The 24997-nt window shown below is 31.9% G+C and carries 28 protein-coding genes; 18 read left to right on the top strand and 10 right to left on the bottom strand.

From position 1 onward, the window contains the following. Window positions 1-22: 22 nt before the first annotated feature. From AC2DZ0_RS04295 to AC2DZ0_RS04285, 3 genes are all read right to left on the bottom strand, one after another. Entirely contained in the window at window positions 23-1042 is a 1020-nt protein-coding gene (locus tag AC2DZ0_RS04295; protein WP_484491785.1) for a hypothetical protein, read from the bottom strand. Between the two features lie 119 nt (window positions 1043-1161). Beyond that, window positions 1162-2130 carry a sodium-dependent bicarbonate transport family permease gene (locus AC2DZ0_RS04290; RefSeq protein WP_484491784.1) on the bottom strand — a complete coding sequence of 323 codons (969 nt, stop codon included), beginning with the start codon at window positions 2128-2130 and terminating at the stop codon, window positions 1162-1164. Between the two features lie 18 nt (window positions 2131-2148). Beyond that, window positions 2149-2442 (bottom strand): hypothetical protein, encoded by a 294-nt coding sequence (locus AC2DZ0_RS04285; protein WP_484491783.1) that lies wholly within the window; start codon window positions 2440-2442, stop codon window positions 2149-2151. 92 nt (window positions 2443-2534) lie between these two features. Between AC2DZ0_RS04285 and AC2DZ0_RS04280 the strand changes: the two genes are divergently transcribed. Beyond that, window positions 2535-3461: a LysR family transcriptional regulator gene (locus AC2DZ0_RS04280; protein WP_484491782.1), complete on the top strand. Its 927-nt coding sequence runs from the start codon at window positions 2535-2537 to the stop codon at window positions 3459-3461. A gap of 9 nt (window positions 3462-3470) precedes the next feature. Here the strand turns inward: AC2DZ0_RS04280 and AC2DZ0_RS04275 are convergent, their stop codons facing one another. Beyond that, window positions 3471-4625 carry an exo-beta-N-acetylmuramidase NamZ family protein gene (locus AC2DZ0_RS04275; protein ID WP_484491781.1) on the bottom strand — a complete coding sequence of 385 codons (1155 nt, stop codon included), beginning with the start codon at window positions 4623-4625 and terminating at the stop codon, window positions 3471-3473. 112 nt (window positions 4626-4737) lie between these two features. Here AC2DZ0_RS04275 and AC2DZ0_RS04270 point away from each other — a divergent pair, with 112 nt between their 5' ends. Then, complete coding sequence (locus AC2DZ0_RS04270; protein ID WP_484492481.1) at window positions 4738-5976, top strand: ABC transporter permease; 1239 nt, start codon at window positions 4738-4740, stop codon at window positions 5974-5976. Window positions 5977-6053: 77 nt separating this feature from the next. Here the strand turns inward: AC2DZ0_RS04270 and AC2DZ0_RS04265 are convergent, their stop codons facing one another. Continuing rightward, window positions 6054-6476 carry a nucleoside-diphosphate kinase gene (locus tag AC2DZ0_RS04265; RefSeq protein WP_484643900.1) on the bottom strand — a complete coding sequence of 141 codons (423 nt, stop codon included), beginning with the start codon at window positions 6474-6476 and terminating at the stop codon, window positions 6054-6056. Between the two features lie 190 nt (window positions 6477-6666). Between AC2DZ0_RS04265 and AC2DZ0_RS04260 the strand changes: the two genes are divergently transcribed. The 6 genes from AC2DZ0_RS04260 to AC2DZ0_RS04235 all read left to right on the top strand — a co-directional run bounded on the left by AC2DZ0_RS04260 (window position 6667) and on the right by AC2DZ0_RS04235 (window position 11727). Next, window positions 6667-7698, top strand: a complete 1032-nt coding sequence (locus AC2DZ0_RS04260; protein ID WP_484643899.1) for a DHH family phosphoesterase — start codon at window positions 6667-6669, stop codon at window positions 7696-7698. Next, complete coding sequence (gene gldI / locus AC2DZ0_RS04255; RefSeq protein WP_484643898.1) at window positions 7688-8221, top strand: gliding motility-associated peptidyl-prolyl isomerase GldI; 534 nt, start codon at window positions 7688-7690, stop codon at window positions 8219-8221. The genes AC2DZ0_RS04260 and gldI overlap by 11 nt, the downstream gene beginning before the upstream one ends. Window positions 8222-8245: 24 nt before the next feature. Further along, window positions 8246-9217: an FKBP-type peptidyl-prolyl cis-trans isomerase N-terminal domain-containing protein gene (locus AC2DZ0_RS04250; protein ID WP_484491777.1), complete on the top strand. Its 972-nt coding sequence runs from the start codon at window positions 8246-8248 to the stop codon at window positions 9215-9217. 4 nt (window positions 9218-9221) lie between these two features. Next, window positions 9222-10043, top strand: a complete 822-nt coding sequence (locus AC2DZ0_RS04245) for an FKBP-type peptidyl-prolyl cis-trans isomerase (protein ID WP_484643897.1) — start codon at window positions 9222-9224, stop codon at window positions 10041-10043. Between the two features lie 89 nt (window positions 10044-10132). Next, window positions 10133-11167 (top strand): peptidylprolyl isomerase, encoded by a 1035-nt coding sequence (locus AC2DZ0_RS04240; protein ID WP_484643896.1) that lies wholly within the window; start codon window positions 10133-10135, stop codon window positions 11165-11167. After that, window positions 11167-11727, top strand: a complete 561-nt coding sequence (locus tag AC2DZ0_RS04235; protein WP_484643895.1) for a phosphatase PAP2 family protein — start codon at window positions 11167-11169, stop codon at window positions 11725-11727. The genes AC2DZ0_RS04240 and AC2DZ0_RS04235 overlap by 1 nt, the downstream gene beginning before the upstream one ends. Before the next feature lie 56 nt (window positions 11728-11783). Here the strand turns inward: AC2DZ0_RS04235 and AC2DZ0_RS04230 are convergent, their stop codons facing one another. Then, the gene (locus AC2DZ0_RS04230; protein ID WP_484643894.1) at window positions 11784-12146 is read right to left on the bottom strand and encodes a PUR family DNA/RNA-binding protein; all 363 of its coding nucleotides are present in this window, start codon (window positions 12144-12146) and stop codon (window positions 11784-11786) included. Window positions 12147-12231: 85 nt separating this feature from the next. After that, window positions 12232-13983: an ABC transporter ATP-binding protein gene (locus tag AC2DZ0_RS04225; RefSeq protein WP_484643892.1), complete on the bottom strand. Its 1752-nt coding sequence runs from the start codon at window positions 13981-13983 to the stop codon at window positions 12232-12234. Window positions 13984-14159: 176 nt separating this feature from the next. Here AC2DZ0_RS04225 and AC2DZ0_RS04220 point away from each other — a divergent pair, with 176 nt between their 5' ends. From AC2DZ0_RS04220 to AC2DZ0_RS04175, 10 genes are all read left to right on the top strand, one after another. Next, window positions 14160-15098, top strand: a complete 939-nt coding sequence (locus AC2DZ0_RS04220; protein WP_484643890.1) for a transcription antitermination protein NusB — start codon at window positions 14160-14162, stop codon at window positions 15096-15098. A gap of 68 nt (window positions 15099-15166) precedes the next feature. Next, entirely contained in the window at window positions 15167-15616 is a 450-nt protein-coding gene (locus AC2DZ0_RS04215) for a DUF1573 domain-containing protein (protein ID WP_484643889.1), read from the top strand. A 25-nt stretch (window positions 15617-15641) separates the two neighbouring features. Further along, window positions 15642-15941, top strand: a complete 300-nt coding sequence (gene yajC, locus AC2DZ0_RS04210; protein WP_484491769.1) for a preprotein translocase subunit YajC — start codon at window positions 15642-15644, stop codon at window positions 15939-15941. Between the two features lie 131 nt (window positions 15942-16072). Next, window positions 16073-17041, top strand: coding sequence for a YbbR-like domain-containing protein (locus AC2DZ0_RS04205; protein ID WP_484643887.1), 969 nt, complete (start codon window positions 16073-16075; stop codon window positions 17039-17041). Next, window positions 17038-17616 carry a dephospho-CoA kinase gene (coaE, locus tag AC2DZ0_RS04200; protein ID WP_484643885.1) on the top strand — a complete coding sequence of 193 codons (579 nt, stop codon included), beginning with the start codon at window positions 17038-17040 and terminating at the stop codon, window positions 17614-17616. The genes AC2DZ0_RS04205 and coaE overlap by 4 nt, the downstream gene beginning before the upstream one ends. 125 nt (window positions 17617-17741) lie before the next feature. Beyond that, window positions 17742-19310: a sensor histidine kinase gene (locus AC2DZ0_RS04195; protein WP_484643884.1), complete on the top strand. Its 1569-nt coding sequence runs from the start codon at window positions 17742-17744 to the stop codon at window positions 19308-19310. A gap of 12 nt (window positions 19311-19322) precedes the next feature. Beyond that, the gene (locus tag AC2DZ0_RS04190; protein WP_300320952.1) at window positions 19323-20024 is read left to right on the top strand and encodes a response regulator transcription factor; all 702 of its coding nucleotides are present in this window, start codon (window positions 19323-19325) and stop codon (window positions 20022-20024) included. Between the two features lie 27 nt (window positions 20025-20051). After that, window positions 20052-20567: an isopentenyl-diphosphate Delta-isomerase gene (gene idi / locus AC2DZ0_RS04185; RefSeq protein ID WP_484644825.1), complete on the top strand. Its 516-nt coding sequence runs from the start codon at window positions 20052-20054 to the stop codon at window positions 20565-20567. Window positions 20568-20782: 215 nt separating this feature from the next. Further along, window positions 20783-21193 carry a 6-pyruvoyl trahydropterin synthase family protein gene (locus AC2DZ0_RS04180; RefSeq protein ID WP_484491764.1) on the top strand — a complete coding sequence of 137 codons (411 nt, stop codon included), beginning with the start codon at window positions 20783-20785 and terminating at the stop codon, window positions 21191-21193. A 13-nt stretch (window positions 21194-21206) separates the two neighbouring features. Next, window positions 21207-21851, top strand: a complete 645-nt coding sequence (locus tag AC2DZ0_RS04175; protein WP_484491763.1) for a hypothetical protein — start codon at window positions 21207-21209, stop codon at window positions 21849-21851. On the opposite strand, the gene AC2DZ0_RS04170 is transcribed toward AC2DZ0_RS04175, so the two are convergent. From AC2DZ0_RS04170 to AC2DZ0_RS04160, 3 genes are all read right to left on the bottom strand, one after another. Beyond that, window positions 21852-22304 carry a NanQ anomerase/TabA/YiaL family protein gene (locus AC2DZ0_RS04170; RefSeq protein WP_484491762.1) on the bottom strand — a complete coding sequence of 151 codons (453 nt, stop codon included), beginning with the start codon at window positions 22302-22304 and terminating at the stop codon, window positions 21852-21854. It lies immediately after the preceding gene. A 1-nt stretch (window position 22305) separates the two neighbouring features. Then, window positions 22306-23313 (bottom strand): adenosine deaminase, encoded by a 1008-nt coding sequence (locus tag AC2DZ0_RS04165; RefSeq protein ID WP_484643882.1) that lies wholly within the window; start codon window positions 23311-23313, stop codon window positions 22306-22308. A 180-nt stretch (window positions 23314-23493) separates the two neighbouring features. Beyond that, window positions 23494-24903, bottom strand: a complete 1410-nt coding sequence (locus AC2DZ0_RS04160) for a sialate O-acetylesterase (RefSeq protein ID WP_484643881.1) — start codon at window positions 24901-24903, stop codon at window positions 23494-23496. Between the last annotated feature and the right edge of the window lie 94 nt (window positions 24904-24997).

The raw sequence follows: 24997 nt of genomic DNA, 5'->3' as shown, positions 1-24997 counted from the left end.
AAATAAAAATAGAAAAAAATTATTACAATCCAAACCTGTAATTAAGGGAGAGCATGAGTTGTTGTTTTGATTTTAAAAATCCATATTCTCCTCTAAATTGCCACTTGTCGTTGTGCTGATAATTGAAGCCCAATAGCATGTTCCATTCATATTCCAATCGTTTGTTGAATTTGTAATATACATTTTGATCCACAACCCCACGAACCAAATTATAGGTTGCTTCTGCTCTAATTTTTTCGGCTAAAGTCAGATCACCCCAATAATCGCCGTTACCATTAGGAACATCACCATTTTTAAAACTATTCCAATGATTGTCTAAGTTTTGCTTGTCTTCTTCTGTGATTCCAAGTGCTTCATCAAAGGCAATATTACCAGAAGTTTGGCTGTCTAATTTTTGAAACTGTGCACCTCCCCAAATTGCCCAAAAACGTCCTTTGGTGGGGGTCATGATTCTTTTGATAACTCTCATACCACTTACATTTACCAAAACCGGTTTGTCAAGTCTAGCATTGGTAGTCCAAGACCATGAGTAATCTGCAGCAATGTTAATAGGTCCGACTGGAGCAACGGCAAGTAAATTTAAACCATAATATTTTCCACGTATATCAGTAGTACTTTTTATCAAGTCGCTACCTACCACACTGAATGTAATGTCTTGTTCTCCCCAAACTTCTCCATAATATCCACCCACTGAAAAAAATGGAAGAATCCAAGTGTCTAAGCGAGCATTGACAGTATTTATTCTACCTTCAGAAGGGCCAAAATCTAGAATTCCATCAAGAGCGAAATAATTTGTAGGTGGTGTTTGATCATCACTAATAGCCATTTCAAAATTATCAATCACAATACCTTGTTTGTTAAACAGGGTTCCGAGCATCACACCAAATGGTTTTTGTAATTCATATCCTTTAGCATAGGCTTTTTTTCCTAAAATAGGTAACACATAAGGATATTCTTTACCTATTTGAGTAGAGTCTATGGTTTGTGATTGAGAGGTAAAAGTAAAAAAGATACATATAAATATAAAGTATGTTTTATGCATAATTTAGGTTGTAAATGTTGGCTTTATGTATAGTGTTGATAAAATAAAAATAAGACAAAAATGGTAAATAAAAAAGACTACAATTATTGCAGTCTTTTTTATTTAATATTTATTAATTTTTAAGGAGTGATATTTTGCACTATAGCCAAATAAAGTGGCATCCCAATGGTTATATTTACAGGGAAAGTAACCGCTAAGGCCATTGGTAAATATAAACCTGGGTTTGCTTTTGGTACTGCCATTTTCATTGCTGCAGGTACAGCTATATAAGAAGCACTTGCGGCTAGAATAGCAAAAATAAATCTATTAGAAATGTCATCTGTAATGTAACCACTAAGGATTCCGAAGATGCTACCATTGATTAGGGGTATTAATATGGCAAAAATAAATGGATATATTCCCTTAGCGATTAATGCATTTAATTTACGACCACTAACAATTCCCATATCTAATAAAAATATGGCTAGGAAGCCTTTAAATAAATCATCTGTAAATGGTTTTATATCATTGGCTTGTTCTGCACTAGCAAGGTAGCCAATCACTAAACTTCCCATAATTAATAGTACACTTCCGTTGGTGAGGGAGTGTTTCAAGGCATCTTTTTTGTTGATTTTGTCGTCATTGTTTTTATTGTATAATGATATTAGTATCAAACCGGCAATAATAGCGGGACTCTCCATAATAGCCATAATCGCAACCATATGACCATCCATATGTAAACCTTGCGCTTCTAAATATGAGATAGCCGTAACAAAAGTTACTGCACTTACAGAGCCATAGGCAGCAGCAATTGCCCCTGCGTTTTGAATAGTGAATTTCTTTTTTAAAATAAAAAACGTGTAAATGGGTATGGCTACAGCAATAAAGATTCCAAATAGCATGGAATATATAATCTCACTATTAAATTCTTCATGAGAAAGCTCTTGCCCTCCTTTAAAACCTATGGCAAATAAAAGGTAAAGAGAGATGAATTTTGAGGAATTGGGGGGGATTTCTAGATCACTCTTCAAGCAAACAGCTAGGATACCTAGAATAAAAAATAATAAAGCAGGGTTGGTTAAATTACTGATAAGTAGATCAATGTTCATTTTTTGTTATTTGATGATTTATATTGATTTGTGATAAAAATTTTTTGATACTTCTGAATTTTTTACATCTATAATAGACGACGACAATTCAGTGATAATAAGTTCCAATAAAACGTTTTTAGGAGTTTTCTTGATTTCATTAAGAACTTTTTTCTCTTGAAGAATTTTTTTACGAATTTCATTGGTGTCGGTATCTTGAGATTCACATTTTTTTAAAAGTTCTAAGTTGAGGGTATTCAACTTTTTTTGGATGATTTTTTTTAATTTTTCATTTGATAAAGACATCGAATTAGTGGAGTTTTGAATATTCATTTTGTTCTTATTAAAATTAGACATTGCAAAAGTAATTGCTCATAGTCATAAATTTTTATTTATGTTTGTAATGAATTGTATTAAAATATTTTATGAATTATACTTTGAATCAATTGCAAATCTTCTTGAAAATAGTTGAAACGCATAGTATCACTAAAGCTTCAGAGGAGTTGTATTTAACACAACCTGCAGTTTCTATTCAGTTAAAAAATTTTCAATTACAGTTTGATATTCCACTGACAGAAGTGATTGGTAGAAAAATTTATATTACTGAATTCGGTAAAGAAATTGCTGTTTTAGCACGTGAAATTATTGATGGAGTGGAGCAGATAAAAGCAAGAAATTTAGCATTTCAAGGCAAGGTTTACGGAAAATTAACCTTATCCATTGTGTCTACGGCCAAATATGTAATGCCCTATTTTTTGAGTAAATTTATCAGAATGTACCCTGAGGTAGAATTAGAAATGAATGTAACTAACAAATCTAGTGTTGTTAAAGATTTGGAGAATAATCTAGTTGATTTTTCCTTAGTTTCTGTGATGCCGGATACTATAAATTTAGGTAGCTATGAGCTTTTAGCAAACAGGTTGTATTTGGTAATTAAATCAGATGTTGATATTCCAAAAGGTGAATCTGCTAAGCAAATTTTAGAAAATTTTCCTCTTGTTTATAGAGAGTTAGGATCTGCGACTCGTTTTTCTATGGAGAATTTTATTAAAAAAGAAAATGTATCCAATATTAAAAAGATTGAATTGACTTCAAATGAAGCTGTTAAGCAAGCAGTTTTAGCAGGGATGGGTTGCTCCATTATGCCGCTAATTGGTCTAAAGAATGAAATTTTAAATGGGAGTTTGAAAATTATTCCGTTAAAAAACTTACCCATTGAAACGCAATGGTCCCTTGTGTGGCCAAGCGGAAAAAAAAGAACCCCTGTAGTAGAAAAATATTTTGAATTTTTAGATACCTATAAACAAGAGATTATCGAGGAATACTTTTCATGGCACGATAGTTATCTCTAATTTTCAGGTTTATGGGTAAAGTAAATACTTGGCTCTTTTTACTTTAAATTTTATAAGATCGTTTTGCCATGATTGCTCTATTTCTTCTGCCGTTTTATTATTTTCTAGCTGCTCTTGTAATTTTTTATTCCCAGCGTGAATGGTAAATGTTTTGCCAAAAAAATCTTTTTTGTTTGGGTATTTCTTGTAAGCATTCATTAGAAAAGAGATATCTACTTTAGAGCGTTTTTTTGTTTTTGATAAATCGTAACCGTAACATTTTTTATTTTGATCTTTTGGGTATTTACTACCAAAATTAGCAACAGGAAAATATGCAAATAACGTATTTGGAAATTTTGAAGATCCATAACGTTGGAATTGATATTCGGTTCCTCGACCTGCATTGATAGGAGTTCCTTCAAAAAAACCTAAGCTAGGGTATAGGTTGATTGATTTTGAGTTGGGGAGATTAGGTGAGGGCCTTATTGGTAAATCATATTCTTTCTGATGGTTATATTTTTTTAAAGGGACTATAGTTAAATCACATTGAATTTTGTTTTTCAACCATTGTTCTCCATTGATCATTTTAGCATATTCTCCGATAGTCATTCCATATACCAAAGGAACTGCATGCATGCCAACAAAACTTTTATATTGAAGGTCTAACGTTGGGCCATCTATGTAGTGCGCATTTGGATTGGGCCTGTCTAGTACTATTACAGGAATATTGTTTTCCGCGGAGGCCTCCATGACATAGTGCAAAGTTGAGATATAGGTATAAAAACGTACCCCAACGTCTTGGATGTCAAATACAACGATGTCAATGTTTTTTAGCTGCTCTTTAGTTGGTTTTTTATTTTTTCCATACAGAGATATAATTGGTAAGCCAGTTTTTGTGTCTATTCCATTTGCAACATGTTCGGCGGCATCTGCTTTTCCTCTAAACCCGTGTTCTGGAGAAAACACCTTGATAATTGAAACATCATGAGAAACCAAAGAATCCACAAGATGAGTATACCTATTTCTAGAGGTTTTGTGGAAAATCACTGAGGTTTGATTTGCTACAATGGCAATTTTTTTATCAGCTAGTAATGGTAGGTAGTTTTTTGTCTGGTTGGCTCCTACAGAAATCTGTTGTTGTGATTGACATGAAAATTGTAATCCTGTGAAAACGAAAACAAGCATAAAATTAAGGAGCTTAATTTTGTCATGTATGAAGCCATTAAAATCTTTTTGCTTTGTAGGATTTGCAAAGGAATTATATGTATTTTTGAATCTCAACATTGATACGAATAAATTGAATTACGAATTATTTTTAGCCAAACGTTTTACCGCCTCTAAAAAGCATAAAAGTAGTATATCATCACCAATAATAAAAATTGCTATTACGGCCATTTCAATTGGAATTCTATTAATGTTAATAACGGTTTCTACTGGAGTTGGACTTCAGAACAGAATACGAGAAAAAATATCTGTATTCAAGGGGCATATTCAGATTACGAATTATGACAATAATACTTCGGAAACTACACAAAACCCGGTAGCTAAAAGTCAAGAATTTTACCCAGATTACACCATGTTAAACGGTGTGTCTAAAGTACAACCTTTTGCTACAAAAGCAGGGGTTATTAGAACAGAGAAAGATTTTGAAGGTGTTGTTTTGAAAGGGGTGGATGAAAATTATGACTGGTCAGGTATAAAAGAATATTTGGTTGAAGGTAAAATTCCGTCAGTTTTAGAAAAGACTATTGGTAAAGAAGTTTTAATCTCTAAAATTCTTGCAGATAGGTTAGGCCTAAAGGTTTCGGATACATTTGATATGTATTTTATCAAAGAAAATTCTTCAAGACTGCCGAATAGGAGAATTTTTACGGTAACTGGCATTTATAATTCAGGCTTTAAGGATTTTGATGAGAGTTTTATTTTAGGAGACTTAAAGCAAATTCAAAAATTAAATAAATGGACTACCAATCAGGTGGGAGGTTTTGAGGTTTTTGTAGATGATTTCTCAAAAATTAGTGAAACAGGACTATCCGTATACAAAGAGATAGATCCCATGTTGAATAGTCAAACTTTACTAGAGCTTTTTCCTGCTATTTTTGAATGGTTAAAGTTGTTTGATACAAATATTGCGGTAATTATTGGAATTATGATATTGGTTGCTGGAATTAATATGATTACGGCCTTGTTGGTATTGATATTGGAAAGGACTCAAACTATTGGAATTCTAAAGTCGCTAGGTAGTACCAATTGGAGTATCAGAAAAATGTTTTTGTACAATGCCTCTTATTTAATATTTAGAGGTCTGTTGATAGGGAATGTTTTGGGAATAGGACTTTTGTTGATTCAAAAATATTACCAAGTGATACAATTAAATCCTGAAACTTATTATGTGAGTAGTGCTCCGGTTAGTATCAATCTTTGGCATGTATTGTTGCTGAATTTAGGTACACTTGTATTATGTTTGGTAATGTTGTTGGTGCCATCTTATATAATAACAAAAATTAGTCCTGCAAAGGCTGTTAAATTTGCTTAAGAATTTCTAAAATTCATAAAAAAACAGCCCCATTGATAAATTATCAATGGGGCTGTTTTTATAGTATAAACGGATTGTTATCCGAAAATTTGATCTTTAGAAAAATGAAACTCAGATTCTAAAAGAGCATTTTCATCGCTATCAGATCCATGTACTGCATTTTCTGTAACGGAAGTAGCAAAACTCTTACGAATGGTTCCTTCAACAGCATCGTCCGGATTGGTTGCACCGATTAATAGTCTAAAATCTTCAACCGCATTTTCTTTTTCTAGAATGGCTGCTACAATAGGACCACTGGTCATGAAAGCAACCAATCTTTCAAAAAAAGGAAGTCCCTTGTGTACTGCATAAAATTTTTCAGCATCGTTTTGAGAGAGTTGTGTTAATTTCATTGCAACTATTTTAAATCCAGATGCATTTATTTTTTCAAGAATAGCACCAATGTTTCCCTTAGACACAGCGTCTGGTTTTAACATTGTAAATGTTCTATTTGTTATCATGTTTAATTTTTTTATCTACATTTTGTGCGCAAATATACTTTATTCTATTGAAAAATAAGTTACTGCAAAACAATGCTTTTATGAACCTTTGGTTCTGCGTTAAAAATTAGGATTTATATTAAGTTTTTTTAACTTTTTTTTTGCAGGATTAATAAAATCAAGGCTTATTTAAATCGTATATTCGCAAACTATGAATGAAAATGAAATTAAAGAGATAAAAGAGTTGTTGTCAACTCCTAAAAATATTGTTTTAGTAGCGCATAAAAATCCTGATGGTGATGCCATTGGTTCTACTTTGGGAATGCAACATTACTTAAAGCAAAAAGGACATAAAGCAACAACGGTTTTACCAAATGATGTACCAGAATTTTTACAATGGTTGCCAGGGGTAGAGACTGTTTATAAATATGATAAACAAAACAAACAATCCAAACGTGCTTTGGAGGAAGCTGATATTGTTTTTGTTTTAGACTTTAATGCTTTTCATAGAGTGGGTGATGATATGCAAAAAGCCTTAGAAGAATATAAAGGGACGTATATTATGATCGACCATCATCAGCAGCCTGATCCAATTTCTAAGTACATTTATTCTGATACTTCCATTTGTTCTACTTGCCAGATGGTGTATCATTTTATTGAAAAAGTGGGGGAGTTAGATTTGATAAATGCAGATGTTGCTACCTGTTTGTATACTGGAATTATGACAGATACAGGTTCTTTTAGGTTTCCATCAACCACCAGTACAACCCATAAAATAATTGGAGAGTTAATAGATAAAGGTGCTGATAATGCTAAAATTCACGATAAGGTTTTCAATGCAAATTCATATAGTCGTTTGCAACTGATGGGAGCTGCATTAACTAATTTAACAGTTTTTGAGGAATATCATACTGCTTATATTACGTTGTCACAGAGGGAATTAGATACATATAATTACCAGAAGGGTGATACCGAAGGTTTGGTAAATTATGGATTATCAATGAAGGGGATATATTTGGCTGCCATATTTATTGAAGATGTAGAACAAGGAATTATTAAAATTTCGTTCAGATCTAAAGGGCGTTTTTCAGTGAATCAATTTTCTCGTAATCATTTTAATGGAGGTGGGCATGACAATGCAGCTGGAGGTAGGTCATTGACATCTCTTGATGACACTGTAAAACAATTTTTAACGGAGTTAAAAGGATATAAAAAGGAATTAGCTGCTTCTTATGAAAATTAAGTTTCTCTTACTTTTGTTAGGGCTTAGTATTTTGTCATGTGCTAAGGATAAGCCGAGATACGCAGTTTCTGTCTCAAAAATATCTAACCTAGAGAAAACAATTGCGTTAAATAAGCGTTTGTTTTCAGAAGAAAAGGCTTTGATGGAAAAATATATGCGCATGGATTCAACTTTGACCTATGTAAATTCGAATAAAGGTTTTTGGTATGCATATGTAAATAAAGAAGAAAAAGGAAGCACTCCAGTGAAAGGAGATGTAGTTTCGTTTGAACAAGAAATTATTGGTTTAGATGGAGTTATTTTATATGCAAAAAAAGACTTAGGTTTGCGTACCTATGTTGTAGATAAAGAACACATCATAAAAGGATTAAAAGAAGGTATTAAAATAATGAAGGAGGGGGAACAAGTAAAGTTTTTGTTTTCTTCTTTTGTAGCTTACAGAATGAATGGAGATAAAAACCGAATTATCGGAAGTAATGAGCCTATTGTAAGTAACATACATTTAGTAAAAATTAACAAGTAATATATAACAATTAAAATAACAAAAATGAAAATTAAAAGTATCGCAGTTCTTGGATTGGTTGCTACCGTAGCATTCACATCTTGTAATAAACAAAAAAGACAAGATAAATTATCTACAGAAATTGATTCTGTAAGTTATGCTTTAGGTTTGGATATGGCCAACAAGATTAAATTGAACTTTCCAAATGCAAATGGAACTGCATTTATCGACGGATACGAGGATGCAGCAGATACTGCTAGTGTAAAAGTTAAAGTGGCTGATATAGATAATATTTTGAGAACTTTTTTCATGAAGAAACAGCAAGAAGCTGCTATGAAAGCTGCAGATTCAACTGCTTCAGAAACAGAAAAAGTAAATAACAATACAAGTTCTAAATTATTAAGCGAGTATGATACTGTAAGTTATGCTTTAGGTTTAGATATGGCGATCAAAATGAAACCAAGTTTTGAAGAAATTAATGACCCATTATTTATTCAAGGATATAAAGACTTAGGGAATGAAAAAGTTTTATTACAATTAGATGGATTGGATAATATTTTAAGAACTTTCTTTATGGCTAGACAGCAAAAACAAGCTGAGGAGCAAGCAAACAAAGACTTTGGTCAAGTAAAAGAAGATGGTTTGAAATTTTTAGAGGAAAACAAATCTAAAGAGGGAGTTGTTGTTACTGAAAGCGGATTGCAATACAAAGTTATTCAAGAAGGGAATGCTACACATCCATCTGCTACAGATAATGTAACCGTACATTACCACGGAACAACACCTGATGGTACAGTGTTTGATAGTTCTGTTGATAGAGGTCAACCAGCGTCATTTGGTTTAAACCAAGTAATCAAAGGATGGACAGAAGGATTACAATTAATGGGAGAGGGTGCTAAGTATACTTTTTATATCCCTCAAGAATTAGCATATGGTGCTAACCCAAGAGGAGGTGGTCCAATCAAGCCATTTATGCCATTGGTTTTTGAAGTAGAATTGATTAAAGTAAATAAGTAAAAATATGAAGTTTCTAAAAGCAATTTTTTCGTTTGTATCCATAGTATTATTAAGTTCTTGTTTGTCAGATCCAGAACCTGGTATAGAGCAATATTACCCAAATAGAGACGCAGGAATTGCTTTTTTAGAAGCTAATAAATCTAATGAAGGGGTTGTAGAGACCGAAACAGGTTTACAATATGAGATTCTGTCTGAAGGAGAAGGAGACTATTTGAGTGAGTTAGATATCATTAAAATGAAATATAAATCTACTCTTATTGATGATACGGTGTTGTATTCGAATCAAGCTTTAGAGGATGAGCAAGTAGGTTATAATCAAATAAGTACTTTGTTGGAAGGGCTTAAAGAGGGGTTGCAGTATATGCAAATTGGAGGCCACTATAAGCTATACATTCCATACGAATTAGCTTATGGAGAGTCTTTAGATTATAATTTTATAAACCCTTATTCTGTTATTATAATGGAGATAGAACCGATGGAAAACGCGTTTATTCAATTTAAAAATAGTGGATTAAGATATGATATACTTGAAGAGGGAACTGGTGAAAAACCGGTTGCAAATAGTAGAGTAAAAGTTCATTATGAAGGTTCTTTCTTAAACGGTGTTGTGTTTGATAGTTCTATTGAGCGTGAAGAACCGTTTGAATTTTATGTAAATTCATCAGTAATTGAAGGCTGGGTAGAAGGTGTGCAATTGATGAATGAAGGAGCAAAGTATAGATTCTTTATGCCGCCTAATTTGGCGTATGGAACTGCTGGTAATGGTTTAATCCCTTCAAATACAGCATTAATATTTGAAATAGAGCTTATCGAAATATTAGATTAAATTTTTTATTTAATAGTAACTTATAATTGTAGCAATTTTTATACTTTATGTATAGGAATTGCTATTTTTGCTTTTAGAAAAAAAATACTATGAAAATATTTAAACTATTACCTCTCGTTATTATTGTAATCCTAATAAGTTGTGATCGCTCTCATCCTTATGATGGCATGTTTGCGGATATCGATACAGAGAAAGGTAAGATCATTGTAGAGTTGTTTTATCAAGAAACACCTATTACGGTTGCGAATTTTGTATCGTTGACTGAAGGTACCAATACAAGGGTGAGCGACTCTTTAATAGGGAAAAGGTTTTATAAAGGATTGCCTTTTCATAGAGTGGTTAAAGACTTTATGATTCAAGGTGGAGATATTTTAAGAAACGGAAAAGGAACACCAGGATATACTTTTGAAGATGAATTTCCAAAGGATAGTTTAGGAGAGTTGCTGCATAAACATGATTCTAAAGGAACCTTATCCATGGCAAATTCTGGTCCGAATAGTAATGGGAGTCAATTTTTTATTACACACAAAGAAACCTCTTGGCTAGATGGTAAGCATACCGTTTTTGGTAAAGTGATTGAAGGCTTGGATATTATTGATTCTATTCAGCAAGATGATAAAATTGTTTCTGTTTCTATTGTAAGAAAAGGGGAGACGGCTAAGAAGTTTATTCCAGAAAAAGCGATAGAAATCGCTAGAGAAAAGAAGCTTCAAGCAGAATTACTAGTAAAAGAAAAGTTTAAAAAAGATAGTTTGTTATTTTCTCTTTCAATGGAAGAAGAAAAAGCAAAAGTGTTGGCTTCAGGGTTGAAAATTTTGGTGTTGGATAAAGGTCATGGTAAAAGAGTTAAGGAAGGAGATAATGTAAAAGTGCATTACAAAGGATATTTTGTAGATGGAAAAGTATTTGATACTTCTTATAAAAGACATAAACCATTCCAGTTTACATTGGGTGTAGATAGAGTTATTGAAGGGTGGACAGAAGGTATTGCTCTATTAAATGCAGGTGATAAAGCACGATTTTTTATTCCATATGATTTAGCATATGGAGCAGGAGGCTATGGTCCTATTCCCGCAAAAGCAAAATTAATATTTGAATTAGAAATTATTGAAATAGTAAAATAATGTTTGAAAAAATAATTCAGTTAGACAAGCAGCTTTTAATTTTCTTAAATAATTTAGGATCGCCACAATGGGATGGTCTATGGTTATTTATTACAAAACAATTCCATTGGGCGCCCGTGTTTATTTTGGTTATATTCTTGTTTTTTAGATATCTTGGTTGGAAAAAAGGGATGTATCTATTGTTGTTTTTGGCTGTGCTAGTAGCGTTTTCAGATCAATTTGTAAATATGATTCGTGCAATTTTTGAGCGATTACGACCAAACAATGATCCAGAAATTCAAGATCAGTTAAGAACATTGATCAATCCACAGAATTATAGTTTTATATCAGGTCATGCAACTACATCAACCGTGGTTACTGTTTTTGCTATATTATGCCTTAAAGAATATACTAAATATATTTATCTATTCGTATTATTCCCGTTGTTCTTTGCTTATAGTAGATTGTATCTAGGCGTGCATTTTCCGATAGATATATTAACAGGAGCAACGGTTGGATTTTTGTTAGGTACCGGAGCTGCTAAATTGTTTACTAATAGTTCGAATAAATTTTTTTCTTAAAATAAAAAAAAACTCTTTAGAATTTCTAAAGAGTTTTTTATTTGATAAATGTTGACTTAAATGTCATCAAAGTTTACATCAGTAAAGCTAGAGGAAACGCTTTCTAAAGCCGGTTCCTTTTCTTCTCTTTTAAAGTCTTTTTGGTGACGTTCACTTATTACTTCAGATCCTTTTTCATTTAAAATAAACTCGGTAGCAGCGCTTAACATCTCGTTAAACTCGTTAAAGTCTTCTTTGTAAATGTAAATTTTATGTTTTTGATAGTGGAAAGACCCATCATCATGTGTGAATTTTTTACTTTCAGTAACGGTAAGATAGTAATCTCCTGCTTTGGTAGCTCTTACATCAAAAAAATAAGTTCTTCTTCCTGCTCTTAATATTTGTGAAAATATCTCTTCTTGTTCAATGTTTTCTTTCATGCGATTTTTCCTATTTAAAAATGTTAATTTTTTTTAGATTACATCACAAATCTAAAAAAATATTTAACTCAACAAAATATTTTCATTATTCTTTTTCTAAAAGTTGTTGTTCGTATAGTTCTTTATAATAACCTGCAGCTTTTATAAGGTCTTCGTGTTTTCCTTGTTGGATAATCTCCCCATTATCAACGATTAGTATGCGGTCCGCATATTTAGCGGAAGAGATTCTATGACTAACGATAAAAGTGGTTTTATCTTGAGAAATTCTTTTAAGGTTGTTTAAAATAAGCTCTTCTGTCTCGGTATCAACCGCAGAAAGACAATCATCAAATAATAAAATTTCTGGATTTTTGATCAACGCCCTTGCGATTGATATACGTTGTTTTTGACCACCAGAGATGGTAATTCCTCTTTCTCCTAATACGGTTTCATATTTTTCTTTGAAGCCCATAATATTATCGTGGATCACGGCATCTTTAGCAGCTTTTTCAATCGTTGTTTGGTCAGCATCTTCTATTCCAAATCTTATATTATTTGCAATGCTGTCAGAGAACAAAAACGGATCTTGCGGTACCACACCAATGTGTTTTCTCATTTCAGCTAGATCTTGATCTTTTAGATTGATTCCATCGATACTTATATTTCCTGTTGTAGGGTCATACATACGAGAAATCAGATTTAATACACTAGACTTACCACAACCCGTTTTACCCAAAATAGCAACGGTTTCGCCTGCTTTTACATGGAAACTCATGTTTTTAATAGCAGTGATATTAGTGTCGTCATAGACTAAACTAACATTATCAAATAGTATTTCACCACGGTACTGAGCAGGGGCTTCTGTTCCGCTCTTAATTTCAGGATCATGTTTTAAAAATTCATTAATTCTTTTTTGTGAAGCTTCGGCTTGTTGAACGGTAGAAGTAACCCAACCTACTATTGCCACGGGCCAGGTTAACATGTTTACGTACATAATAAATTCAGCAATGGTCCCAATACTAATGATTCCATTTATGTATTGCATCCCACCAACATATAAAACGATCAAGTTGCTAATCCCGATAAGTAAAATCATAGAAGGGAAAAATAGGGCCTGGGCTTTGTATAGCTTGATGTTTTTTTCTTTGCTGCCATTGGAAAGTTCCTCAAAACTCTTCAACATATTTTGTTCAGTATTGTAAGATTTAATTACGTTGATTCCTGAAAATATTTCTTGTCCAAAGGTGGTCAGGTTAGATAGGTATTCTTGTACGATGGTACTTCTTTTATGAATGACGCGACTTAAAAAGAAAACGGATACCGAAAGTAATGGGAACGGAATTAAGGTATACAAAGTAAGCTTTACATCAATATGAATCATTTTGTAAATGGCTACACTAAATAAAACCAACATATTGATCGTATACATCACGGCAGGACCAACATACATTCTAACTTTTCCTACATCTTCACTGATACGATTCATTAAGTCACCCGTTCTATTTTTTTTGTAAAAATTGACAGAAAGACGCTCGTATTGTTGGAAGATTTCATTTTTCAAATCAAACTCAATCAATCTAGAGGTTACAATGATTGTTTGTCTCATTAAAAAAGTAAAAAATCCAGATAAAAAGGCGAGTCCAATGATTAATGACACATTATAAAACAATTCATCTTTTACAATCTCAATACTAGTAACTACACCGGTTCTGTAATCATCAGCAACATTTATAGAGTTTTTCACTATTTCTGGAACCTTAACTGCCAAATATCTAGAAAGAATAGAGATAACAATCCCTGCAATAAGACGATAACGGTATTTGAAAAAGTATTTGTTTATATGTTGTAATGCTTTCATTTATAGCCGATGAATAGGAAATTATTTTTAAGCCTGCAAGATACGTGTTTAATTGAAAACAATGGATTGCTACAAAGTGTTTTCTAAAGAAAAAAAAACCATCGTTTTCCCAAAGACAAACAAAATAAATAGTACTTTTGTGCCCGTATTGAAACATAAATCTTAAGTTCTTTAAAATGATCAACAGAAGACATATTCGTGTAAAAGTAATGCAATCTGTATATGCATTAACTACATCAAATAGTGATAACATTGTAAAAGAAGAAAACTTTTTGAACAATAGTATTGAAAAAATGTACGATTTGTATGTTTTAATGTTGGATACTTTGCCAAGAATTAAGCATTTGGCAGAGGAGCAAATTGAAATTTCTAAAAAGAAACATTTTGCAACAAAAGAGGATTTAAATCCGAATACCAAATTTATAGATAACAAAGTTTTAGCTTTGATTGACGAGAGTATTTCTTTTCAAACTTATAAAGAGGAGCATAATTTAGATAACTGGCATCTTGAAGAAAAATATATTAGAACTATATATGAGCATTTATTAAAAAGTGCTTTGTATAAAAAATATATGGAGAAAGAAACAAGTTCTTTCAAAGAAGATGTAAAGTTTGTTGTAGCGCTATATTCTGAGTTTATTGCTCCAAATGAAAAATTAGCGGATTATTTTGAGGATATTAATATTAGCTGGGTAGATGATATTCCTTTTGTAAATACCTGGGTTGTTAAAACATTGCAAGGTTTAAAAGAGAACAAATCATTGGTGCTGGGGAGAATTTTTAAAGATGATGATGATAAAAAATTTGTTTCTAATTTGTTTAGAAAAACAGTTTTAAATCATAAAACTTTCGAAAAGGATATTGAGAATAAGACTCCGAATTGGGAGACTGATAGGATTGCAGATTTAGATATGATTATTATCAAAATGGGAATTTGTGAGTTTTTGAATTTTCCATCAATTCCAACAAAAGCTACAATCAATGAATATATAGAATTAGCCAAAGATTACTCTACACCAAAAAGTGGATTTTTTATCAATGGAGTTTTAGATAAGTTGTGTAAAGAATACGAAGCAGCCAATAAATTAAATAAAATTGGTAGAGGGAAATTTTAAGATTTTTTGAAGGAAAAAATAATTTTCCATATTTTTTTAATTGTTACATTTACGAAAACAAAATTAAGATGAGAAAAATAATATTATTAGTAGCAGTTGCTTTGAGTGTTGTTTCTTGTAAAGAAAGTGCAGCGTCAAAGGTTAAAAGTGAAAATGTTGCATCTGCAAAGGAAAGAGATGTGAAATATGAGAATTTACCAGTAATTTCTTTCGATAAAGCTTCTTATGATTTTGGGAAGATAAATGAGGGAGATGTGGTAGAAACAAGTTTTGTGATTACCAATACCGGAAAATCAGATTTAATAATTAAAAAAGCAAGCGCTACTTGTGGTTGTACAATTCCTGATTGGCCAAAAGATGCGATTAAGCCTGGTGCTTCTGCTCCAATGAAAGTTAAATTTAATTCTCGTGGGAAACGTAATAAAATTTCTAAAACTATTACTTTGGTTACCAATACAGAATCAGGTAAAGAGACCGTGAAAATTACAGGATTTGTAAATCCAAAAGAAAAAAAATAAAGTACTAATAAATTAAAATACAATTATGTTACCATTACAGGCCGGAGAGTTTAGCATCCAAAGTTTATTACCATTTGCATTAATGTTCATTGTTTTATACTTGTTCATGATTCGTCCGCAAATTAAAAAGCAAAAAAACGAGAAAAAATTTCAGAGTGAAATTGGAAAAGGATCAAAGGTGGTTACCACAAGTGGAATTCACGGGAAAATAGTTGAAATCAACGATGCAACTGTTGTAATTGAAACTGGAGCTGGGAAGATTAAATTTGAGAAATCTTCGTTATCTATGGATTTAAGTAAGCAATATGCTGTAAAAACGAGCTAGTTTGATTCCAAAAATATTTAAAAGTGAGCTTTGGCTCACTTTTTTTTTGACTAATTTTAACGAATTAGTAGAGTTATAATAAGAGAGCGAATCTCTTTTTGTATATTTATTTTTTTAAGTAAAAAGCTTCTATGAAAGGCCGAATAACAAAAAGTTTTATCAAAAGATCCACTACAAAAAAACAGCATGTTTTGATTGTTTTTTTATTGATATCTACCTTGTTTTGGTTTTTGACTAAATTATCAAAGGAATATGAAACGGTGGTAGTTTATAATGTAGAGTATCAAAATCTTCCAAGTTCTAAATTGTTTCAGAACAATCCAAGTAAACAAATTTCTTTGATTGTAAAGGGTACTGGTTTTAAACTTTTAAGAGAAGAAATGAAAGGAGCTCCATTGAAAATGAATTTAAGAAATGTAGTTGCCAATGGTGGGTATTCCTATTATTTATTGTCTCGAACAAAAGAAACTCAAATACAAAATCAACTAGATAAACATATAAAATTGATTGGATTTGAGAAAGACACTTTGTTCTTTGAATTGGGGTTTAATAAACATAAAAAAATTCCCGTAATTTCTAATTTAGATCTAAGATTCAAGTCGGGTTACAATGTTTCAAATAGAGTTTTTTTGGTTCCTGATTCGATTGAGGTAAGCGGTCCAGAAATTCAAGTGAATAAGATAAATGAGATTAGTTCAGAAAGCCTGAAACTTGTGAATGTTATTGATGATGTTTACAGGGAAATTTCTTTAGTAAAACCGAAAGGACTTGATAAATTAATTTACAGTGCTGAAAAAGTACAAGTAGTGGCAGAAGTAGAAAAATTTACAGAGGATAGTTTTGAAATTCCCTTCCAAATAGAAGGACTTCCATTGGATACAAGAATAACGACGTACCCGAATACCGTAAAAGTTGTTTTTCAAGTTGGATTGAGTAATTATAAAAAGATCGCTGCTTCAGATTTTAAGGTTATCTGTGATTATAAGAAATCCAATGGTCAGAATAAACATTATTTAGTACCTAAATTAATAGAAAAACCAAGTTTGGTCTCATCGATTAGATTGGTTCCGGATAGGATAGAATATTTGATACATAAATGAAAGTAATTGGATTGACAGGTGGCATAGGAAGTGGTAAATCCACGATTGCTAATTTTTTTAAAGAGTTAAATGTTCCTATTTATGTTTCAGATATTGAAGCGAAAAAAATAATGCACCACAATAAAACGGTGGTTACTGCCGTAACAAAATTGTTTGGAGAGAAAGCTTATGTCAATGGAGAGTTGAATAGAAAATTTATTGCAAGTATCGTTTTTCATGATGCATCTAAATTAACAGCACTGAATGCGATTGTTCATCCAGCCGTGCAAAATGATTTTCAGGAATTTTGCAGCACTCAAAAAGCTCCTTATATCGTTTATGAAAGTGCGTTGTTATTTGAGAATAAATCTGAATCACAGTTTGATGCTGTTGTGTTGGTGGTTGCACCATTAGAGCTTAAGCTAGAACGTATTCAGAAAAGAGATGGAAGTACAAGAGCAGAAATAGAAGCAAGAATTAACAATCAATTGTCGGATGAAGCGAAGATGAAAAAAACCGATTTGATTCTTTACAATACAGATTTAGAGAAGACAAAATTGGAAGTACAACAACTTCATGAAAAGTTCTTATTATAAGGCTGCGTTAACGGTAGGCTTTGTAGGTTATCATTATTCTTAATTATTCGTTAATATCCTTAATTTGCTATTAAAAACTTACTAAAATAGGGGAGACAGTGTTAATAAAATCCTATTTTTGAGTTATGAGGAAAAAGATTTTTGTTCTTATTATTTTCTTAATGAGTATTTCTCTTGTTGGAATTATTACGGTTCAGGTTTTTTGGATTAGTAATGCAATTGAAATTCGTGAAAAACAGTTTTCACATGATGTGAATTATGCCTTGGCAAGAACTAATGAACGGCTTTATAAAAAAGATTTTGTAGACTTTACTGTTCAGTTTATGGATTTTTTCCAGAATAAAAAGTTCGCAAAACAAGCTGATTTTACAAAGTTTGTATATGAGCAAATCAATACATCTACTAATGAAACTTTTCGTTTTGCATCAAGTGGTGTGTATGAGAAAACCTTTTATAAAGGAGTTAATAATTTTTTTAAAAATGACTCCATTTTAATTTCTTCTGTTTCCAGTAAAAATGATGTTTACAAGGTTAAAAACTTAACGGATAATACAGAACTTTCTAAAGTAAACCCCGTAGAGCGTTTTACATTTTTCAATAGTTTAAATGAGATTGAAAAAATGACCTTGGAAGATACTTATCATAACAAAGTAAAACCAATTGAATCGCGTCTTTCAGTAAAGTCTGTTAAAGAAATTTTCAGCAAAGAATTAGCTGGTTTAGGTATTGATTTAGATTATGATTTTGGTGTGTTTGATAAAGGCTTACTTACGGACATCAAAACACCGAAATTTAGAATTTCTGAAGCACATAGTTTTACGGCTCCGTTATTTACCAAGGACAGGCATCAAAATAATTATGCTTTACAGGTGGCATTTCCTAAAAAAGGGCATTATATATTTTCTGATATAGGCTTGATGTTTTTATTGTCGATATTTTTTACCATAATTATTATGGTTGCATTTGCAAGTAGTTTGTATCAAATGGCGAAACAAAAGAAAATATCTATGATTAAAACGGATTTTATCAATAATATGACTCATGAATTTAAAACACCCATTGCTACCATTAATCTTGCTCTGGATGCGATAAAAAATCCAGTTGTAATCGATGATAATGAAAAGGTGATGAAGTATGTTTCTATGATCAAAGAAGAAAATAAAAGGATGCATGCTCAAGTAGAGAATGTGTTGCGTATTTCTAAACTAGAGAAGAATCAGATAGAGATGGATAAAGTGGTTGTTGATTATTCAGAGATTTTAGAAGATGCTGTTTCTCATACTGCTTTGTTATTAAAGGATAAAAATGGAATCTTAGAAATTCATAGCAATCAAACTTTGACAGAAGGTTTAGGGAATGAGTTTCATTTGACAAACGTATTTGTGAATATTATTGAAAATGCGATTAAATATGCTGAAAACTCGCCTAAAATAGATATTTTTATAGAGAACACAGTAAAGTCTTTAACTGTCAAAATAAAAGACAATGGAATTGGGATGAGCAAAGCTGCCCAAAAGCAAGTTTTTGAGAAGTTTTATCGAGAACAAGCAGGAAATGTACATGATGTAAAAGGTCATGGATTAGGCTTGGCTTATGTGAAAGAAATAATTGATAATCATCACGGGAAAGTATTTGTGGAAAGTGAAAAAGGAAAAGGAAGTACTTTTACAATTATACTTCCGTTGGTGTCTTAAAAAAATATAGATATGAGTAATAAAAAGATTTTACTAGTAGAAGATGATCCAAATTTTGGAATTGTTTTAAAGGATTATTTATCCATCAGTAACTATGATGTTACGCATGCAAAAGATGGTTTAGAAGGTTTGATTGAGTTCAAGAATAATGACTATGATTTGTGTATTCTTGATGTGATGATGCCAAGGAAAGACGGATTTTCTTTAGCGGAAGATATCAGAAAAACAAATAAAGAAATCCCCATTATATTTTTGACTGCAAAAACGATGAAGGAGGATATTTTGAAAGGATATCAAGTAGGAGCAGATGATTATTTAAATAAACCTTTCGATTCAGAGGTATTATTATATAAAATTAATGCAATTTTGCAGCGCAAAGATACTGACAAAAGTGCGGAGGATGATATGTTTGAATTTGAGATCGGTTCGTTCTTTTTAAATTCAAAGCTTAGACAACTTTCTTTTAAAGGAAATGACCCAATAAAGTTATCTCCAAAAGAGAACAAGTTGTTGAAAATGTTAGCTTTGTATAAGAATGACTTAATGCCTAGAGAATTGGCATTGACAAAAATATGGAGAGATGACAATTATTTTACGTCGCGAAGTATGGATGTATATATTGCAAAATTAAGAAAATACTTGAAGGAAGATCCTTCGGTAGAAATTATAAATATCCATGGTGAAGGTTTCCGATTGGTGACAGATAATAAATAATAAAACTATAGTTACATAGAGAATTTGATGGTAGAAGAACAAGTGATATTAGTTGATGAGAATGATCAACAAATAGGATTGATGGCAAAGATGGAAGCGCATGAGAAAGCTGTTTTACACAGAGCATTTTCAGTTTTTGTACAAAATGATAAGGGAGAAATAATGTTACAACAAAGAGCAGCGGATAAGTATCATTCGCCGCTTTTATGGGCAAATACTTGTTGTAGTCACCAAAGAGATGGTGAAGCTAATTTGGATGCTGGTAAACGTAGACTTCAAGAGGAAATGGGGTTTGTAACAGAGTTAGAAGAGGCTTTTTCATTTATTTACAAAGCTCCTTTTGACAATGGTTTGACAGAACATGAATTGGACCATGTGCTGTTAGGTCATTATAATGGTGAACCAAATATCAATAAAGAAGAAGTTGAAAGTTATAAATGGATGACTCCTGAGGCTATTAAAGAAGATATTGCTCAACAACCTGATATTTATACGGCTTGGTTTAAAATTATATTTGAAAAATTCTACGATTTCGTGAAATGAAAAAAACACTTTACAAATTATTCGTAGGGTTTGTGTTTAGTTTTTTCGGTATGTTGGGTAAATTATTATTCACGAAAAATGAAATGCCTGTCGAAAAATTATTTTACGATGAAAATTTCTGGATTAATTATATCATATTTTTTACTATTGGATATGTTATTTTAGGAAATGTTCTGTGGTCTAGTGCTCTAAAAAACAAGCAGAAGAAGATTTAAATGAAAGTAACAGTACATAGAAAGGCACACTTTAATGCCGCTCATAGGTTATTCAACCCAGCTTGGGATGATGAAAAAAACAAAAATGTTTTTGGTAAATGTAGCAATCCTAATTATCACGGTCATAATTATGAATTGATTGTTGCGGTGAAAGGTGAAGTAGATCCAGAAACAGGTTTTGTAATGGATATGAAAATATTAAGAAAATTAATTTCCTCGGAGGTCGAAGAAAAATTAGATCATAAAAATCTAAACAGAGAAGTAGAGGAGTTCAAAACCTTAAATCCAACGGCAGAGAATATTGCTGTTGTTATTTGGAAAATATTACGAAAACATATAAAAAGTGACTTGGATTTAGGTGTTACTTTGTATGAAACACCAAGGAATTATGTTACTTATAACGGAGAATAAAATAAACTCACAGATGAAAAAAATTGCTTGTGTTCTATTTTTATTTTCGGTTGTGTCTTGTGTAACACCCAATTATGTTACCAATATTACGAGTTACGAGAAAGTACAACACCTAAATAAAAAGTCGGTTACAGTAGTAGGGTTAGATAGAGTTTTTGTACATAATTATGAAAAGACCCTGTACAAGAATTATAATAGTGACGTTGATTTTGTAGCAACTATTGCAAAGCAATTTGCCAGTTCCCTAAACGGGGCTACATTCCATAAAGCTATTTATGACTTTTCTTCAGAATGGAACCACATAAATACAATGGCTTCAAAAAAAAGCTATTTAAAAGTTCAAGAATTATTAAAAGAGTGTACAACTGACTATGTGATTATTTTAGATGAGTTTGAATTAAAGAAAATAATAAATAATACTACGACATATACAGGGGCTGGAGATTTTAATAATGGTCAATATAATACTACAACGGAGATGATTCATTTGTCGGCAAAAGTAAAAATGTTTGACGTCAAAACTCATGATCCAATCATTGACTTTGATGTCTATGGAGAGGATCAAGTTGTTTTGTTTTCATATTCTAATTCTTTAGATGACGCAAAAGATAAAATGATCGGCCACTCAATAGAATTTTTAGCAAGTCATAAAAAATAATTATTTAAGAATTTTGAATACAGCTTTTCTTAAAGGTGCCGGTTGGTCAATTTGCATCATGGTTTGATGGATGTCATCGGGGAAGAATATAGCAAAATGACCTTTATGTAATTGAATCAGTGGCAAGTTTTCTAGGGTATAGAACATATAATCTCCTTCTTCGTTATAAGGTGTTGTTGGCTGTTGTTGATCTAGGGTAGTTATCCCAATATGTTCAGACCCCTCAATCATATACTGAATATCAATATATTTTTTATGTGTTTCAGATTTACATTCTGCCACTTCTTGAGTTGTGTATTCCATAACAACTACAAAAACGTTTTCACCGTCAATGAGATGCTTTCCCAAATCAATTGCTGCTAAGTCATTGTTTTTTATAAAATCGAAAACTTTTTCAAAACCTTTATGAACCGAACTGTATATATGACTATTGGAGATTTTATCTAGAATCATCTTAATTATTTTTAGAATAGTATTCGTTTAATTCATCAATATATTTTGTTTTTGTTTTTGAATCTAACAAAGAGTACTCAAATGAGTTTTTACTCAAGTTATAGATATCTTCAACAGTTAAGTGCAAAGCTTTCTGTATATCGATAAAGTTTTTATTTATTTGACCTCCAAAATAAGCTGGATCATCAGAGTTTACGGTAACCTTTAAACCAAGTTCCATCATTTTTTTTAATGGGTGATTGGATAAATCATCTACAACTTGCAAAGCAGTATTGGATAAAGGACATACTGTTAAAGCAATATCTCTTTTAATAATTTCTTTTACCAAATTAGAGTCTTGCAATGCATTGTTTCCATGATCAATTCTTTTGATGCCTAATATATCAATAGCCTCCCAAACATAGTCAGCATTTCCCTCTTCACCTGCATGTGCTAGGGGTATGTATCCTTCATTTACTGATGCTTCAAAAACCTTTTTAAATTTTGAAGGAGGGTTGCCATTTTCAGAGGAATCTAATCCTACTGCAGTGATCAAATGTTTGAATGGTAGTGAGGCCTCTAAAGTTTTAAAAGCTTCTACCTCGCTTAAGTGTCTAAGGTAGCTCATAATTAATAGTGAAGATACTTTTAAGTTGTTCTGAGCATCTTTCATTGCATTGGAGATCCCTGTAATCACAGTTTCAAAAGAAACACCCCTATCAGTATGTGTTTGAGGATCAAACATAATTTCAGTATGTCTTACGTTTTGATCAGCACATTTTTTTAAATAGGAGTAGGTCAAATCATAAAAATCTTGAGTATGTATTAGAACATTTGCTCCTTGATAATAGATATCTAAAAAATCTTGCAAACAATCAAACTCGTATGCTGCCTTTATTTCTTCTATGGATTTAAACGAAATCTCTATCTTGTTTCTTTTTGCAATTTCGAACATTAATTCGGGTTCAAAAGTTCCCTCTATATGTAAATGCAATTCTGCTTTCGGTAATTTTTCAATGAATTTTTCCATGGCTCAAAAATAAAAAAAGCTTTTACAATCTATGGATAGAGACTAATTTATTTTACTTTGACGGATATTTTACGGAAATATTTATAAGAAACCCTCTGTATATATTGTTTTGATTATGGATAACTCTGAAATTAGACCCGCTATTGTCTGGATTGAGAAATATACTTTAAAACGCTTTTTTTATTCTTTCCAAGTATCAGTTCTAAAGGAAGAAGCTGGTAAACCTGCAGTACTAAAAATACTCGCCTCTACCAAATTGTGAAAATTATATCTAACCGCAATGGGAGATTTTACTTTTTCACTAGTTAATAATACAGCGCCATTAGGGTACCCTTTTCGAATGATTTTCGCATTCGCAGGATAAAATACTTTATCTCCTCCAGCTAACTCAAAACCAGTTACTTTTTTTCCAAAAGAAGAAATACCGTTCGGTGCGTTGTCGAATGTTAAAGTTATTTTTGAGCCTTCAATTTTCATTGCTTTATATGTTGGTCCAACATATTCAATACCAGAAATTTTATAATCCTTTGCTAAGGCCCAATAAGCAAGTCGTTCTCCAACTTTTCTTTTTTCAGCAGGATGTATGTAAGTTGGGTTTCCTATATCTAAGGTTACTGCCATTCCTGAATTTTTAAGGCTTTTCATGGTGTGTAATTGTGCTTCTCTTAGGAATGCAGAATTTGCTTTTTTTTCGTAGTTAAATGGTGCTATTTGTACATAATAAAAAGGAAAGTCCCCCTGGTTCCAACTAGCTCTCCAAGAGGTTACCATAGAAGTGATTAGTTTTTCATATTCAGAGGCATGATTTTTATTAGATTCACCTTGATACCATATAACTCCTTTAAGGGTGTAGCCAATAACAGGATGCAACATAGCATTGTACAAAACGGTAGGTGTTTTTTGAATCTCCTTTTGCGGTATTTTAGTTGGTAATTGAACAGATTTGAATTCTTCAAGTGTAGCTGCATCTGTCCAAGCTTCTGCTCTTGAGCCACCCCAGGAAGTCACAATTAAACCCACCGGAACCTTTATTGATTGTTGGATTTTATTACCAAAAAAATAGGCTGTGGCACTAAAATTTCCAACTGTGCTAGAAGTTGCTTTTTTCCATGATCCAGCAACCTCGTTTATAGGTTGCAATGATTGGTTTCTTTTAATTTTAAAAACTCTAAGCTGGTCGTTGTTACCATTTAAAATAGCTTCCTGACTACCATTTATAGGTTGATTTAGAAACCCTTTTACAGGCATTTCCATATTGGATTGACCAGAGCACAACCAAACTTCTCCGATTAAAATATCTTTCAAAACAATAACGTCAGATCCATTTATCTTGATAGAATATGGACCACCTGCTTTCGGTGTTTGGATCTTAACAGACCAGTTTCCATTAGTGTCTGCCTTAACAGCTGACGTTGCTCCCCAACTTGCAGATATGGTGATTTTTTTCTTTGGTTTTTCAGTTCCCCAAAATGAAACTTTTTCATTTTGTTGCAATACCATTTGATCGCTAAAAATGGAAGCGAGTTTTGTTTGGCCGAATGAAATTGATTGTACTGCTATAAAAAGGATAATTAATGCTTGTTTTAACATGGTTGTTGGTTAAGTTATCGTCATTAAAGATATCCTTTTTTTTATTAAATATTGACTTGAATTTTATGCAATAGGGGTGCTGTTTACTCCAAAA

This window comes from Flavicella sp. IMCC45668, assembly GCF_057219105.1.
The sequence above is the reverse complement of the archived record's forward strand: the minus strand, read 5'-3'. Positions and strand labels throughout refer to the sequence as shown.

Bases quoted from the DNA above. Each gene is read 5' to 3' on its own strand.
- AC2DZ0_RS04295 (WP_484491785.1), bottom strand. From the start codon at position 1,042: ATGCATAAAACATACTTTATATTTATATGTATCTTTTTTACTTTTACC.
- AC2DZ0_RS04290 (WP_484491784.1), bottom strand. From the start codon at position 2,130: ATGAACATTGATCTACTTATCAGTAATTTAACCAACCCTGCTTTATTA.
- AC2DZ0_RS04285 (WP_484491783.1), bottom strand. From the start codon at position 2,442: ATGAATATTCAAAACTCCACTAATTCGATGTCTTTATCAAATGAAAAA.
- AC2DZ0_RS04280 (WP_484491782.1), top strand. From the start codon at position 2,535: ATGAATTATACTTTGAATCAATTGCAAATCTTCTTGAAAATAGTTGAA.
- AC2DZ0_RS04275 (WP_484491781.1), bottom strand. From the start codon at position 4,625: ATGCTTGTTTTCGTTTTCACAGGATTACAATTTTCATGTCAATCACAA.
- AC2DZ0_RS04265 (WP_484643900.1), bottom strand. From the start codon at position 6,476: ATGATAACAAATAGAACATTTACAATGTTAAAACCAGACGCTGTGTCT.
- AC2DZ0_RS04260 (WP_484643899.1), top strand. From the start codon at position 6,667: ATGAATGAAAATGAAATTAAAGAGATAAAAGAGTTGTTGTCAACTCCT.
- gldI (WP_484643898.1), top strand. From the start codon at position 7,688: ATGAAAATTAAGTTTCTCTTACTTTTGTTAGGGCTTAGTATTTTGTCA.
- AC2DZ0_RS04250 (WP_484491777.1), top strand. From the start codon at position 8,246: ATGAAAATTAAAAGTATCGCAGTTCTTGGATTGGTTGCTACCGTAGCA.
- AC2DZ0_RS04245 (WP_484643897.1), top strand. From the start codon at position 9,222: ATGAAGTTTCTAAAAGCAATTTTTTCGTTTGTATCCATAGTATTATTA.
- AC2DZ0_RS04240 (WP_484643896.1), top strand. From the start codon at position 10,133: ATGAAAATATTTAAACTATTACCTCTCGTTATTATTGTAATCCTAATA.
- AC2DZ0_RS04235 (WP_484643895.1), top strand. From the start codon at position 11,167: ATGTTTGAAAAAATAATTCAGTTAGACAAGCAGCTTTTAATTTTCTTA.
- AC2DZ0_RS04230 (WP_484643894.1), bottom strand. From the start codon at position 12,146: ATGAAAGAAAACATTGAACAAGAAGAGATATTTTCACAAATATTAAGA.
- AC2DZ0_RS04225 (WP_484643892.1), bottom strand. From the start codon at position 13,983: ATGAAAGCATTACAACATATAAACAAATACTTTTTCAAATACCGTTAT.
- AC2DZ0_RS04220 (WP_484643890.1), top strand. From the start codon at position 14,160: ATGATCAACAGAAGACATATTCGTGTAAAAGTAATGCAATCTGTATAT.
- AC2DZ0_RS04215 (WP_484643889.1), top strand. From the start codon at position 15,167: ATGAGAAAAATAATATTATTAGTAGCAGTTGCTTTGAGTGTTGTTTCT.
- yajC (WP_484491769.1), top strand. From the start codon at position 15,642: ATGTTACCATTACAGGCCGGAGAGTTTAGCATCCAAAGTTTATTACCA.
- AC2DZ0_RS04205 (WP_484643887.1), top strand. From the start codon at position 16,073: ATGAAAGGCCGAATAACAAAAAGTTTTATCAAAAGATCCACTACAAAA.
- coaE (WP_484643885.1), top strand. From the start codon at position 17,038: ATGAAAGTAATTGGATTGACAGGTGGCATAGGAAGTGGTAAATCCACG.
- AC2DZ0_RS04195 (WP_484643884.1), top strand. From the start codon at position 17,742: ATGAGGAAAAAGATTTTTGTTCTTATTATTTTCTTAATGAGTATTTCT.
- AC2DZ0_RS04190 (WP_300320952.1), top strand. From the start codon at position 19,323: ATGAGTAATAAAAAGATTTTACTAGTAGAAGATGATCCAAATTTTGGA.
- idi (WP_484644825.1), top strand. From the start codon at position 20,052: ATGGTAGAAGAACAAGTGATATTAGTTGATGAGAATGATCAACAAATA.
- AC2DZ0_RS04180 (WP_484491764.1), top strand. From the start codon at position 20,783: ATGAAAGTAACAGTACATAGAAAGGCACACTTTAATGCCGCTCATAGG.
- AC2DZ0_RS04175 (WP_484491763.1), top strand. From the start codon at position 21,207: ATGAAAAAAATTGCTTGTGTTCTATTTTTATTTTCGGTTGTGTCTTGT.
- AC2DZ0_RS04170 (WP_484491762.1), bottom strand. From the start codon at position 22,304: ATGATTCTAGATAAAATCTCCAATAGTCATATATACAGTTCGGTTCAT.
- AC2DZ0_RS04165 (WP_484643882.1), bottom strand. From the start codon at position 23,313: ATGGAAAAATTCATTGAAAAATTACCGAAAGCAGAATTGCATTTACAT.
- AC2DZ0_RS04160 (WP_484643881.1), bottom strand. From the start codon at position 24,903: ATGTTAAAACAAGCATTAATTATCCTTTTTATAGCAGTACAATCAATT.